This is a genomic window from Paenibacillus sp. FSL R10-2796, from assembly GCF_037965315.1.
Lineage (GTDB): Bacteria > Bacillota > Bacilli > Paenibacillales > Paenibacillaceae > Paenibacillus_AQ > Paenibacillus_AQ odorifer.
On record NZ_CP150178.1, the window covers coordinates 1,952,578 to 1,966,655 of the forward strand.

The 14,078-nt window shown below is 41.4% G+C and carries 13 protein-coding genes; 8 read left to right on the forward strand and 5 right to left on the reverse strand.

The window, feature by feature from the left end; genetic code table 11:
• Positions 1-425: 425 nt before the first annotated feature.
• The gene (locus tag NST58_RS08805) at positions 426-1,331 is read right to left on the reverse strand and encodes an ArsR family transcriptional regulator (RefSeq protein ID WP_076126270.1); all 906 of its coding nucleotides are present in this window, start codon (positions 1,329-1,331) and stop codon (positions 426-428) included.
• A 276-nt stretch (positions 1,332-1,607) separates the two neighbouring features.
• Between NST58_RS08805 and NST58_RS08810 the strand changes: the two genes are divergently transcribed.
• The 4 genes from NST58_RS08810 to NST58_RS08825 all read left to right on the forward strand — a co-directional run bounded on the left by NST58_RS08810 (position 1,608) and on the right by NST58_RS08825 (position 5,825).
• Entirely contained in the window at positions 1,608-2,852 is a 1,245-nt protein-coding gene (locus NST58_RS08810) for an extracellular solute-binding protein (RefSeq protein WP_076101554.1), read from the forward strand.
• 79 nt (positions 2,853-2,931) lie between these two features.
• Positions 2,932-3,810 carry a sugar ABC transporter permease gene (locus NST58_RS08815; protein WP_076138280.1) on the forward strand — a complete coding sequence of 293 codons (879 nt, stop codon included), beginning with the start codon at positions 2,932-2,934 and terminating at the stop codon, positions 3,808-3,810.
• A gap of 53 nt (positions 3,811-3,863) precedes the next feature.
• Positions 3,864-4,760, forward strand: coding sequence for a carbohydrate ABC transporter permease (locus tag NST58_RS08820; RefSeq protein WP_036675639.1), 897 nt, complete (start codon positions 3,864-3,866; stop codon positions 4,758-4,760).
• A 105-nt stretch (positions 4,761-4,865) separates the two neighbouring features.
• Positions 4,866-5,825, forward strand: coding sequence for a family 43 glycosylhydrolase (locus NST58_RS08825; RefSeq protein WP_076184723.1), 960 nt, complete (start codon positions 4,866-4,868; stop codon positions 5,823-5,825).
• Positions 5,826-6,159: 334 nt separating this feature from the next.
• Here the strand turns inward: NST58_RS08825 and NST58_RS08830 are convergent, their stop codons facing one another.
• Positions 6,160-6,972 (reverse strand): ABC transporter permease subunit, encoded by an 813-nt coding sequence (locus tag NST58_RS08830; protein WP_339247364.1) that lies wholly within the window; start codon positions 6,970-6,972, stop codon positions 6,160-6,162.
• Positions 6,969-7,856, reverse strand: a complete 888-nt coding sequence (locus NST58_RS08835; protein WP_076184722.1) for an ABC transporter ATP-binding protein — start codon at positions 7,854-7,856, stop codon at positions 6,969-6,971. Before NST58_RS08835 ends, NST58_RS08830 begins: the two co-directional genes overlap by 4 nt.
• 165 nt (positions 7,857-8,021) lie before the next feature.
• On the opposite strand from NST58_RS08835, the gene NST58_RS08840 reads away from it, so the two are divergent.
• Positions 8,022-8,615, forward strand: coding sequence for a TetR/AcrR family transcriptional regulator (locus NST58_RS08840; protein ID WP_339247366.1), 594 nt, complete (start codon positions 8,022-8,024; stop codon positions 8,613-8,615).
• 37 nt (positions 8,616-8,652) lie between these two features.
• Here NST58_RS08840 and NST58_RS08845 read toward each other — a convergent pair whose 3' ends face one another.
• Positions 8,653-10,149 (reverse strand): amidase, encoded by a 1,497-nt coding sequence (locus NST58_RS08845; protein WP_339247368.1) that lies wholly within the window; start codon positions 10,147-10,149, stop codon positions 8,653-8,655.
• A gap of 148 nt (positions 10,150-10,297) precedes the next feature.
• Between NST58_RS08845 and NST58_RS08850 the strand changes: the two genes are divergently transcribed.
• Positions 10,298-10,765 carry a MarR family transcriptional regulator gene (locus tag NST58_RS08850; protein ID WP_339247370.1) on the forward strand — a complete coding sequence of 156 codons (468 nt, stop codon included), beginning with the start codon at positions 10,298-10,300 and terminating at the stop codon, positions 10,763-10,765.
• 74 nt (positions 10,766-10,839) lie between these two features.
• Here NST58_RS08850 and NST58_RS08855 read toward each other — a convergent pair whose 3' ends face one another.
• The gene (locus tag NST58_RS08855; protein ID WP_076192880.1) at positions 10,840-12,471 is read right to left on the reverse strand and encodes an MDR family MFS transporter; all 1,632 of its coding nucleotides are present in this window, start codon (positions 12,469-12,471) and stop codon (positions 10,840-10,842) included.
• A gap of 219 nt (positions 12,472-12,690) precedes the next feature.
• On the opposite strand from NST58_RS08855, the gene NST58_RS08860 reads away from it, so the two are divergent.
• Positions 12,691-13,212 (forward strand): MarR family transcriptional regulator, encoded by a 522-nt coding sequence (locus NST58_RS08860; RefSeq protein WP_076126288.1) that lies wholly within the window; start codon positions 12,691-12,693, stop codon positions 13,210-13,212.
• A 69-nt stretch (positions 13,213-13,281) separates the two neighbouring features.
• Positions 13,282-14,028 carry a metallophosphoesterase family protein gene (locus NST58_RS08865; RefSeq protein WP_305953954.1) on the forward strand — a complete coding sequence of 249 codons (747 nt, stop codon included), beginning with the start codon at positions 13,282-13,284 and terminating at the stop codon, positions 14,026-14,028.
• The last annotated feature ends 50 nt before the right edge of the window (positions 14,029-14,078 follow it).

The following is a 14,078-nucleotide window of genomic DNA, read 5'->3' on the forward strand; positions in this document are numbered from 1 at the left end:
TTCCTCCCTTCTTTACTGAAAAAAATGTAAAACGCTTACATAATTAGCTACTAAAAAAACGCTTTCGAATATGAAAATGGTTTTAATTTATGTATTACTAAACCATAATACGGAAAACGTTTTATAATGCTCTCATTTTAAGCATGATATCAGCAAATAGTCAAACAGAAATTTAATGATTTATGAATCTTTTTATATTTTTATAAATTATAAATTCAAAATAGAGGCAAATGATTTAACTACTGGTGATTACTGCTGAAGTGGATAAGAGTGAAATACAGTGAATGGATGACTAGGCGGGATATATCAGCAAGATAAAGAGAGGGGATAGGGCATAACAGGTGGGGGGGAGCTAAAGAAGAATAGCTAATTAGTTGTTCACCCCCGCAAAAAAACCAGTTTTGCTTAGATCATAAATGAAAAATTTACAGATAGTACAACTTGAAAATGATATCTTGATCATGGTTTCCGAATTTTTTTCCGAAAATCGTTGCTCCTCCTACGTGTTTTGCATCTTCCTTCACTTCGATCCGAAAGGTCCAACGATCACAATTCGTATCTAAATCCTCAATCGAAACCTGAGACAGCGGGTCACCGTCAATATAAGTTCCATTGTGGTTTGTAATTCTAATCGTTTTTAGCAATCCGTATTGATTGATATTGTGTGGCCACCATTCCGGTGTGAATTTACCTCTAGCATCAGCGAAGTCTCCGGGGCTCGTCCAAGTCCCTAATTCCAAGCCATTCAAAGAAAAGGTGATGTCTGAAGGCCATACGTCATTAGCAAAGGGGAATTCGGAAGAAAGCTCTAAGCTAATTTCAAATTGCTGTAAGGTTTCCTCTTTTTTTAGGAAATTAGCGATATTATATTGCACATAACCTTGCGTGAACCAGAGTATCTCTGCGTCCACTCTTTTAGAATCCATGAAATATTTAGGTTCGTCTACTCTGCCGATAAACTCCTTATCCGTAGCAAGTCCGCAAGTAGGTTTCAGATCATAATCGGTATAATGACCAATCGGCACTGATGTCTCGTAGGAGGCAAAGGAGTGAAAGATTTTTTTCGGGAAGTTAATCTCAATATGATCCACCCTAAGGATTGAGATTTTTTGCATTCCTGATTTACCAGGCACCTTTTCAGTTTTTATGAGCCCTGCATCTTCTAGTTTTTTAATGTGTTTGGTAACGATAGGACTGCTTATTTTAAGTTCTTCTGCCAAATCTTTGATGTTCATCTTATTTTTGGAGAGCAACTGAATAATTTTGATGCGTACTTCACTCGCTAAAGCTTCGTAAACAACAAGAGAGGATTTGTCGATTTCCAACTGCATTTTACCCACTTCTTTCAAAGTTATTTCATATACTGTAAAGTTTATTAATCTATATATAAAGTAACATGAAAGGTAACCGAAGTAAATATAATATCGCTTTCATCTCCGAGAGATGAATCAAAAGGTTAATTAAACGAAAAAAAATTCTGTTAAGTTTATTTAAATGTTATTGACTACGCTTTCACAATGAATGTATACTAATCTCAAGTTAATCGTTTTCAAAGAAAGTGAACATGAATGGTTATCTTAACATTACAGCTGCAGGGGGAGAGAGTAATGAAAAAGAAATTTGGAGTTTTATTAGCAACGGTTCTAACATTATCGACAGTTTTGGCAGGATGCGGTGGTAAAGATGATAGTAAGACGATTACGTTCTGGACACCGCTGACCGGTGATGACGGTGCTTATATGGATCAAATTGTTAAAAACTACAATGCAACGAATCCCGAAATTAAAGTAAAACATGTTATTACGGCTGATATGTACACAAAAATTTCTACAGTTTTGGCATCTAGCAAAGGTGTTCCTGATTTAGCAATTATCCACGCTGACCGTGTTCCTGGGTTTGTTAAACAAGGTGTACTGGAATCCATGCAAGATACCGTATTGCCAGCACAACCTGAACTGAAAGCTGAAAACTACTTACCACAAGCTTGGAACACTGGTAATATCGATGGAACTCAATACACAGTTCCTCTTGATATTCATAGTAACGTAATGTATTACAATAAAGATTTGCTGAAAAAATATAACGCTGAATCCTTCTTGGATGATAACGTTGTTACTATTGATGAAATGCTTTCCTTACAAGGTAAATTGGATGAAGGCGATTACGTAGTTAATGATGCCTTGCTGGGCTGGGTTATCTTGGCTCAAATTCAAGATTTGGGCGGGGATATCCAAGTCGATGGAAAACCGGCTGTTAATACCCCTGTATTTAAACAAGCGTTTGAAAATGTTAAGAAAATCGCCGATGCTGGCCTGATGACTCCATTTGGTGAAGACGGTTACTTGATGTTCCAATCTCAAAATGTACTTTTCTCGACAGACGGAACTTGGAGTTCTACAGCACATGCTGGGGTTGAAGGCTTGAACTTTGGCGTGACCAATGTTTATTCTCCTACTCCTGATAAATTCACCAACAGATCTTCTTCTCACTTGTTCGCTATGTTGAAAAATGATAAGAGAACAGACGAAAAAGAAGTGGGTATTGCTAACTTCTTGGAATATGTTCGTACGAATTCGATGGAATGGGCAAAAGCTGGACAAAACGTAGCAAGTAACGTAGTTAACCAAAGCCCTGAGTACAAAGACTTTATGCAATCCTTCTTTACATCTGATGAAAAAGAAATCGAATCCCTATACATTTACACCTATGAATACTACCCATACATTGCGGAAGCTGTAGATACTTACTGTGCGGATATCGTGCGTGGCAACGTTGATATTGATGAGACTTTGGCAACGATGCAAAAATTTGTTGAAGATAAAATTGCGGAAAGCAGCAGTGCAGCAAAATAAAGCAAAATAGAATAGATTGTACGAAGTAATGTGCCATGTTATGGTGCATTACTTTGTGCAAAAGGAGAAATGAATTCCTATGAAAAAGAAAATCAATTGGGCACCTGCTTTCTTTGTAGGTCCGCATGTCATTTTGTTTGCTGTCTTCATTTTATTGCCAACGATTTATGGGATTTATGCTTCATTTACAAAATGGAATTTAATGAGTGATCCGGTATGGGTAGGCTTTGATAACTATAAGGCTATTCTTTTTGACAACAGTTCAACCTTTCATACTCAATTTTTCAGAGGTCTAAAAAATACATTGATTTTCGTTGCTATGTCTGTTCCGTTGCTGATTATTATTCCATTAATGGTCGCGGTGGCGTTGGAACATAAAAAAGTTAAAATGAAGAGCTTAATTCAATCTATTCTTTATATTCCTGGCTTGATTTCAATTTCTGCGGCCGCACTGATTTGGCTGTTGATCTTTAATAAGCAACTTGGGATCACTGGTAATCTATTTGGATCACAAATTGCTTGGCCTGCAAATCAACCCTATGCGTGGATTATTATCATTGTAATTACTTTATGGGGTGGTATTGGGGGCAACATGATTATCTATCGTGCTTCCTTAAGTGGCGTTTCTCAAGAGTTATATGAATCGGCTGAGCTCGATGGTGCGGGTTCTATTAAAAAATTCACTAGTATTACCTTGCCATCTATTCGTTTTCCATTAATTTATACCTTTGTTATGACAACTGCGGGTGCCTTTAATGTATTCGGCCAACCGTTAATGATGACCGATGGCGGACCTCGACAAAGTACACACGTTCTAATGATGTATATTCGTCAATTAGCTTTCGGTAACGGTGAGTCCATCGCCGGGATGGCATCAGCTATGGCAGTTTTATTGGGATTAGTTATTTTGGTGATCTCAGCGCTGCAATATTTTGTAATGAACCGAAATGCTTCATAGGTTCGCAGAAACTAATTGACTAACAAGGAAATGGAAAAGGTAGGTGTACTAAAATGTCAAACCAGGCAGTAAATCCAGTTGTAAATACAACAGGCAAAATAAAAGGCTCCTCCAGTGTAAGTATTTCAAAATATATTTCCTATATATTTCTAGGTATCCTATGTGTGATTTGGATCATTCCTGTTATATTCGGGATTTCCACCTCATTTAGATCACAAACGGAAGTAGTATCCTCGGGCTTTAGACTATTTCCTAAAGAGTGGGTCTTTGAGAACTACGTTACAATCCTAAACAATACCTCTACAGCTCCAATTCTACGTTGGTTAGGTAACTCATTGTTTATTGCTACATCTCACACCATTCTGGTTGTTATTGTTATTTCGATTACAGGTTTTGGATATACCCGTATTAAGTTTAAAGGAAGAGACACATTGTTCTTTACTTTGCTGGGGATCTCCTTCTTCCCGGGTGTTGTTAACTTGATTCCTTCTTATAAAATCATTGACTCCTTTGGTTGGGTGAATACTTCCTGGGCTATGATTATCCCTGGTCTTGCGGGTATGGGTAATATCTTCTTGGTCAGACAGTTTATGAACGGTATCCCAAAAGAATTAGATGAATCGGCTAAAGTTGATGGTGCTAGTGACTTTAGAATTTTCGCGCAAATTATATTGCCGTTAGTTAAACCAATATTGATTGTTTGCGGATTGTTCTCCTTTACTGGATCTTGGAATGACTTCCTCTGGCCGGTTATCGTGTACACAGACGTAGACAAAATGCCAATTACTGCTGGTTTGCTCTTATTGCAAGACATATACGGAAACTACCGTATGATCGGACAATTAATGGGCTCGGCAATCATGGCGATTATTCCAACATTGCTGCTATTCGTTTTTGCACAAAAATACTTTGTTCAATCCATCAACCTGAATTCGGGTATCAAAGGTTAGATCGAATGAATTTAAACTTAAATACACCTTGACTTCTTATAAGGAAGGGTGTGTTTTGGTGACCTGCAAATATAAAAAAAAGAGATAAATATAGGAGTTGTCATTGTGAGAGAATTTAATGTGAAAAATCCACTAGTTGAGCAACGAGCAGATCCTTGGATCTATAAACATACTGACGGGTACTACTATTTCATAGCTTCAGTTCCAGAGTTCGATAGAATTGAGCTTCGCCGTTCTGAATCCATTCAAGGATTAGCTGAGGCTGAAGGGAAGACCATTTGGGTTAAGCATGAAACGGGCTTGATGAGTGCTAATATCTGGGCGCCAGAGATTCATTATATTGATGGAAAATGGTACGTGTATTATGCAGCTGCACATACCTCTGATACGAAAGATGGTTTATTTGATCATCGCATGTTTGCACTAGAAAACTCATCCGCAAATCCTTTAGAGGGTGAATGGGTGGAAAAGGGTCAAATAAAAACAAAATGGGAATCTTTTGCCTTGGATGCAACAACTTTTGAGCATAAAGGAGTTAGATATTACGTTTGGGCACAAAAAGATCCTGCTATCCCTGGCAATTCAAATATTTATATTTCCGAAATGGAGAACCCTTGGACACTAAAAGGCGAGCAGGTGTGCATCACCACTCCTGAATACGATTGGGAAAAAATCGGATTTTTGGTGAATGAAGGCGCGGCAATCCTTAAGCGTAATGGACGCATTTTCATGACTTTCTCAGCTAGTGCAACAGATCACAACTATTGTATGGGATTGTTGACTGCTGATGAGAATAGTGATTTGATGGATCCAAAATCATGGGTCAAGACACCTGAACCTGTGTTTACGACTTCTGAGGAAAACGGCCAATATGGTCCGGGACATAATAGCTTCACTGTCTCTGAGGATGGCACACAGGATATCCTTGTTTTCCATGCTAGAAGCTATAAGGAAATTGTCGGTGATCCGCTTTACGATCCGAATCGTCACGCACGTGTGCAAGTAATCCAGTGGAATGAAGACGGAACGCCAAACTTTGGTGTACCTAGACCGGATACGAAATAAAAAGGGATTTGTCGCATAAAACAACAGAGCAATGATTCTCCCAGAGGTGGAGAAACACTGCTCTGTTGTTTTTTATAAGAGTCATAGTTATAACCCTCCTGAGGCTTAAGGACTCAGCTGACGCTATTTGCAAATTTTTGGACATTTGAGCAAGGTTGCGGACCCCAGTGCAGCTATTCCTTTAGAAAAGGTTCATTTTTGCTGTTCTTCAAGCCAATAACGACTTTAGGGTCCGTTAGGTACACAAATTTGTGATAAAGTTGCATTTAAGGTCAACGGTGTCCGATAGTTGCTTCGGGAACGCGTAAAAGCAAGATGATCAAATGAGGTACTCTTATAATAGAAGATCCCGTCTTCTGAACAGCTCTACTCCCAAGGAAAAGGTGAACACTCCGATCAACAGCAGCCAACTGGAGACCTGAATAATCTCCACGTTGCCCTGAACGATTTCCCCGGGTTGATAGAAGGAGAATAAGGTTAGGAAACGCAGTCCTTCCAGTTTGTCGCTTATTTTACCGAGTAGATCCAGAGTGAAAAATCCGAAGGCGATGGCGCCGGAAATTCCGAGCGCTTTTTTCTCGTCATTACATACAGAGGACACGAGAAAGGTAAGGCCGCCTACCGCAAAAAATAATAAAAACGCCACGGTATTCAGCTGAGCGAAGCGACCACTGTTAAAGTCATATTCACTGCCAAGGAACCATGCTTTACCTAATAATCCGGCGAGGGTGGTTACACCCATAATTAAGAGTAATGCTGTAGTGAGAACAAGTGCCTGCGTGGTAGCGACTTTTCTCCGTGTAGTTGGGGCTATGAGCAGATAAGCCATGGCGCCGCGATCCACGAGTCGAGCCATAAGCTGCGTTGACATTTGCACACAAACTATGGAAAGAATCAGAACTAGTATAAGTCCATAATATTCTCCGGAGATAAAAGCTTCAGCACTGGTAAATCCGCTATTTAATCCAAAGGCTTTACCCACACCCTCTGGCATCGCCTTAATAAGGTCATCAATTGCTTGTGTGCTCCCCGCAATCCCAGGATAAAGCCAGATCATAAACAGAATATAGAAGGCAGAACCAAAGGCGTAATTCAATATTCCTTTCAGGTTCACTCGCATCATTTCCTTATAGAGCGGAAGATTCATTGCACTGCCCCCTCGCGGTCATAATAGTCCATGAAGATGTCCTCCAGATTCTGCGTGAATACGTCGATGCTGCGGACATTGTATTTTCCAGTTTCCCGGATGAATCGGTCATAATTGCCCTGCACAGCTATGCGGACCCTATTTCCCTCGTGAGCTTCCACTTGTAGGCCGGAGGCGGCAAAATTCACTGCATCTTCACTATTCGCAAAAATGACCTCAAACAGCTTCCGTTGCATCGATTGCAGTTCATGAATATTTTTTACGGTGATAATCCGTCCGTCTTTGATAATTGCGGCGCGGTCACAGGTGCGTTCAATTTCTTGAAAGCTGTGTGAGGACATGAGAAAGGTAGTTCCGGCTGATTTTTCCTCCAGTACCAGATCAATAAATACCTTTTGCATGAGCGGGTCGAGACCCGAGGTAGGTTCATCCAGAATAATAACGTCAGGACTGTGCATAAAAGCAGCGACGATTCCGACCTTTTGCTTCATTCCCTTTGACATTTTTCGGATCGGAGTGGTGGCATCAAATTGCAAACGTTCAATCAGCTGCTCGCGTTTGGTAGTATTTTTGATTCCCTGCATGGCTGAGATAAATTTAAGGAAAGAAAGACCCGTCATCCCATCAAAAAAGTTGATTTCACCGGGTAAGTAGCCGATATGCTTCTGGACTGTCCCTTGTGCCTTCCATACATCAAGCCCATGGATACTCGCATGCCCTTGATCTGGTTTCATAAAACCCATGATATGCCGTATGGTCGTCGATTTACCCGCACCGTTAGGACCCAGAAATCCAAAAACCTCGCCTTTATTTACGGTAAATGTTACATCTTCGATTCCTTTGCCATTCGAAAATCGTTTAGTTAAGCCTTCTACTACCAGCATGCTGCCACCCCCGCCGCAAAATAATGAACTATTATGAATCAGATATTTCATATGTTATATTATTCCTAGTGGTTAATGAAGTCAATATAATTATGAAATAATTGAAATGGAATATTTCATTAAATTTGAATATGCATACTTAATAACGAAGTTAGGGTGGAAGCTATGAATGGATTTGAGAAGAGAGCAGCACAGATTAAACTCAAAATTATGAAAACTACCATGGAGATGCTCAAGAACTGGGAACCGAAACGTCTACGGATCGCTGATATTGCGAAAGAAGCAGGGGTCTCTCAGGTGACGATTTATAATTATTTTGGCAGTAAGGAAGCGCTGCTTAGTGAGTCTTTTAAGGACTTTGTTCAGAAGGAAATTCAGGAATTTGAAGATTACATTTATCAAGAGCATTCTCTAAAGGAGATTATTGGTTACATTCTAACCATGGAGAGGGAAACTTACAGCGGTTTATCTCCCGCAACTGTGAAGGAGCTTATGGTTGAGGATCAAGAAATGTTCCATTATATTGAGGAACGATATGCGAATGACATTTTGCCGGTGCTGGTGAAGATGGTCGAGGATGGGAAAGCGCGGGGAGAAATCTCAAATAAAGTATCCACCAAAGGGATACTTTCACTAATGGGGATGTATATGCGTAATGCGGGTGAACTTCTAGACGAAGCTAGCAAACAGGTAGATATGGATGCCTTCATCGAGGAAGCCATCCATATTTTCTTCTATGGCATTTGCGGGAAAGAGTAAGGGGAGCTTGAGCTGCGAGAGCATCACCCTTAATTGATCAGGTGAACAGCGGATTTCCAGTCATGCCGACCCAAAGAGCGGATTGTTCAAGCTGGGCAGCAAGCTGAAGCAATAAATCTTCACGGCCTTTGTTCGCCATGACTTGAACGCCTAGCGGAAGGCCATTTGCTGACTTATGGACGGGCACGCTCATTGCAGGCTGGCCTGTCAGATTTGCGAGCTGTGTGAACGGTGTATAGGTTAGGCTTGACTCAAACATCTCGTAAATTAAGCGGCTCTGTTCTTCTTTTGGCAATTCGTTTACGTGCAGCAGCTTTGCTATCTCTGCAGGTTTATGCGTTAATTCACCAATTTTGGGAGCAGAGTTTGCATTCGTAGGTGTTATATATAAGTCGTAATGATTAAACAGTTCCGCCATTTGGGCGGCTGCAACGTCCCATTCATCCAGACTATGTACGAATTCGGCCGCTGAAACATTTTTTCCGGTCTCACCAAGGACCCACGTAATGATATCGACATCGTAAGCAGTTATGGAACGTCCCATATTTCTCTCCAGGGAGACGAACATCGCTGCTACCTCTCCGGCATTCATCGTATAGTAGTTCTCCATCAGTCTTGTGCCATTCACAGGACTTTCTATTTCTTCAACCGCATGTCCTTCAGCTTCGAGCCATTTCACGGTTTTGAGAACAGCATTTACGGCCTCTTCAGAGACAGGCGTACCTACTGGGGAAGCAGTCGTAAATCCAATTCGTAGTTTACGTTGCGTAGGCTTAAACAGATCATCCAGATATACGCCCGGGTATAACGGGGTCTGGAAGGCGGCTTCCGGCTGCACAACCTGCAGCAGATCTAACATAGCAGCGCTATCGCGAACGGACCGGGTTAAGGCAAAATCAATAGAAGCCCCTTGCCATTGACGGCCGACTCCGGGTCCTACTGGTGTGCGCCCGCGCGTGGGTTTAAGTCCGAATAGGCCTGTGAATGAGGCGGGAATACGGATGGACCCACCACCATCACTGGCTCCCGCTACTGGAACAATACCAGAAGCTACAGCCGCCGCGGCTCCGCCACTTGAACCTCCAGGAGAATATTCGAGATTCCAAGGATTACGAGCAGGGCCATGGAGGACATTCTCTGTAATGTTTTTTAAGCCGAACTCGGGTGTATTTGTATGTCCAAGTGGAATAAAGCCGGCTTTCCTAATTCGTGCAACATAATTTGAATCCCACCGTGCGACATTGTTCTTCATCAGCATAGCCCCACAAGTGATGGGCTCGCCAGCGATAGATTGGGAAATATCTTTTAATAGAAACGGAACGCCAGCAAACGGCCGAGTGATATCTTGAACAGGCATCTCGTCGGCTTCTCTAAGAGCAGCTTCACGACGGGTGCGCACCACCGCATTTATGACCGGATTGATCTCATCTAACCGAGCGAAGGCGGCTTCGACCAGCTCACGAGGTGAAATTTCACGTGCTTTGACAAGTGAAGCAAGTCCTAGAGCGTCATAGGTAGAGTAAGAAAAGGACAAATTAGATACCCACTTTCAATTTAGGATGATTATTATATTATACATCCCATTAGTTATTTTTTGAGAATGGGTAATCTGACATCTATCAATTCTTTTTTACGTCATATTAGGCTATACTTAGTGTTAAATGATTTTATGGGGTGTACTGATGAACGAAGAGAAATATCAGAATGTGGATGGATTAATGGAGGCTTTCCAACAATTCGCTAGAATGAATTGGCGTAAAACCACGATTTGGGGCTTGAAGCCAAGTGAGGTCCGGATGTTGGTTTCTTTAAAGCTTGGTAAAGAACGGGAAGGGAAGAAGGGACAGACAGTTTCGGAGATTAGCAAGTTTCTGAAAGTCACCTCTCCTACGGTTACCCAAATGCTCAATAGTCTGATTGCACAAGGATATGTGGCGCGTACTTCTGATGCACAGGATCGCCGAGTTAGCGAGATCACGCTTACGGAAAAAGGGGAGCATCTGGCTGAGATGGCTGTAACGAAATCCCGGAATACCTTTAAAGGTATGATTGATTACATGGGCAAAGAACAGACGGATACGTTAATGGAGCTGTTAAACGGAGTCTATGTTTACTTCGAAGAATTGAACGATCAACCAAATGAATCCTAGCCCTTCTTATAAAAAAAGAGATGCCGCACAGCCTAAGCTGTTTACGGACATCTCTAATGTAAGGTTATTTGTGATTAATGTGCAGCAGGCACAGATTTTTCGAGTTTTTTACTCCCGTTTTTATCCTCTGCGTGTGTCTCCATTTTTTTCTCTCCACTACGTAATGGAATCTCTTTAAGGAACAGAACGAGCAGTGCTGCGATAACTAACAGCGCCGTACCACTTAAGAACACAACTGTCAGGGAATCGCTTAGTGCGTTCCGCAGCATCTCAATCAATTGATTGAAGAGCGGCTGGATTTGCTCTGGCAGTGTTGCATGCAATTCTTTAAGCTTAGGCTGATCTAGCAGCATTTGAGGATTCATAAAGGCAGAAAGCTGTTTAGCGGATTCAGGATCAAGTTTGGATAAATCCGGACCTTTGCCAGAGGACACCGCTGCCTCTAATTTTTTCGTTAATGAGGAGTTCATAATGGTACCCATGATGGCAATACCTATGGTTCCACCTAAATTACGGAATAAAGTATTTGTAGCAGTAGCAACACCTAGCATTGAAGGCGCTACAGCATTTTGTACGGTTAGTGTAAATACAGGCATCGATAGTCCTAACCCAACCCCGAAGATAATCATGCTGACTACAGCCGTAGCAATGTTACTCATAAAGGCCATTAATATCATGGCTACAACCATGAATGGCATCCCCATTAGAGCATAACGTTTATATTTTCCTGTTTTGGAGATCCATCTTCCCACTAAAGTACTTAGTACAATCATAGTAAGTGACATTGGCATATTGATAAAACCAGATTTAGTTGGGGAGACGCCCTCTACCCCTTGCACGAAGAAAGGCAGGTAGATCATTGCGCCCATCATACCGGCATTCATCAGGAAGCCGACAATCATTGAGATGGATACGATGGAATTTTTAAATAAGGATAATGGCAATACTGGGCTTTTAGCTTTACGTTCAATCAGAATCAGGATAATCAGACCCAGAATGGAAGCCCCAAACAAGCCTAGAATCTCCGGAGAACCCCAGTCATATTTTGTTCCCGCCCATGAAAAGCCCAGCAGGAGCGCAACGATGGTCAGGGAAAGGAAAATGGAGCCTAAGTAGTCGATGGACTCAGATGTAGAACGCGTTGTTTTAGGGAACATTTTCAAAATCATAAAGAAGGCCACGATCCCGAAAGGTAAGAAGATCCAGAAGATCCATTTCCAAGCCATGTGATCTACCATGAATCCGCCAAGGGTAGGACCAATTACGCTGGAGAAACCAAATATCGCCATCATAATTCCAGTCCACTTGGCTCTCTCTCTTGGAGCGAACAAATCACCTACAGCGGTTACGGTAGCCGACATTAGAATCCCGCCGCCTAGACCTTGTATCCCGCGATAAGTGATCATTTGAAAAATGTTGGTCGACAATCCGGATAGGAAAGCACCTATAATAAAAATGACAATCCCTGATAACAGGAAGGGCTTTCTTCCGTAAATATCGGATAACTTACCGACAAGTACGGTAGCAATGGTTGAGGTGAGCATATAGATGGTAATTACCCAGGTATAATGTTCAATACCTCCAAGCATCGCAATAATTCGGGGCATTGCTGTGCCCACAATCGTCTGGTTGATTGCTGCGAAAAACATAGCCGCCATTAAAGCAATCATAATTGTAACTTTCTTTTTCTGAGTGAGATGCTCCAGAGCAGTTCCTCTCCTTTAACTTCTATATATTGTAGTTTGGGAATTCATGTCGTAATAATTAGGTAGCCAAACTATCATTTATGTATAATACACAAATTCATCAATTAGCACAACAGGTTAATTATATTAAATTTTAATTTAAAGAGAATTTGAATTTGACTTGATTTTTTGGGAATAGGTAAGTAATCTAATTAGATTGAGGTATATTGGAGGTGCCCTATGGATACCCATGACAATCAAGAGCAGAAGCTGATCATAGCCCTTGAAAATATAAAGCGTCTGACTGCTCGCCCCTACTCGATTGATGTAGTATCGTATAGAGAGTTTGTTATGATGTACGTCATTCACACTGTAATGAAGCAAAAGAAAGCCACTGAAGGTGACAAACAGCACCGGGGAGTTATGATTTCTAAATTAAGTGACCTGCTCCAGATAAGTAGACCTACTGCCACGCAAATGGCAAATACTTTGGAGGAAAAAGGTTACGTAGTGCGTACAACATCCGATACAGATCGTCGGGTCGTATATATCTGTCTGAGTGAGCTTGGAGAGCAGATTTATAGCAGGCAGATGGCATCCTATTCCGGCATTTTGAGTGAAATCACGCAAAAGGTCGGTAAGGAAGAGATCGACCAGCTGATCTTTTTGTGCGATCGTTTTCAAGAAGCGGTGCATGAGGTCAGAAGCCGTCATTTTTTTCCACAGTCGGATGAGGAGCCATTAGTTATAGATTCAGTATAGAAAGCCCAACATCAAAAGATATTCCTGCAGACCTGCGGGAACATCTTTTTTTGCATCTTAGAGCAAGGAGTGATTATCATCAGAATATTAGCAATTAGTGACATTCACGGAAGTTATGTAGAATTCAATGCCCTATTATCAAAAGTGAATTATCGCCCGGCGGAGGATAAGCTTATTTTAATGGGAGATTATGTGGATAGAGGTCTGGACAGTAAAGGAATTGTGGAGCAAGTGATGACTCTGCAGCAAGAATGTGGAGCGATAGTTCTCAAAGGAAATCACGATAAAATGGCTTGCGATGCGCTCACCAGCGAAGATGATAAATTGGATACCCATTGGCTAACTAACGGCGGATTTCATACACTGATGAGTTATTGCGAGGCGGGCTACGAAGGTTTGCAGAAGGATTTTGGCTGGAAGGATTATATGCAGCTAAAAGAAAAAATTAGGCGGGACTATAGACATCATATAGACTTTCTGAGCACATTGCCGCTTTATCATGAGACGGAAGAACATATTTTTGTTCATGCAGGCATTAATCCATTAATAGAGGATTGGAAGCAGCAAGACCCTTATGATTTTATCTGGATTAGAGAACCCTTTTATAAGAATCCGGTAGTTAGCACTAACAAAACGGTTGTTTTCGGTCATACTTCGACGATGGATCTGCATGATTCAGAAGAAATCTGGTTTAGTCCACTGGGAGATAAAATTGGCATAGATGGCGGCTGTGCATATGGCCAACGACTAAATTGCTTGGAGATTTCCGCAGGGAAATACATAACGCATTTTGTTCGGAATGGTGAGACGCTTTGAGCGTTCTCCCATTTTTTTTAGAATAGTAATGAATTAAACGTTAACTATGT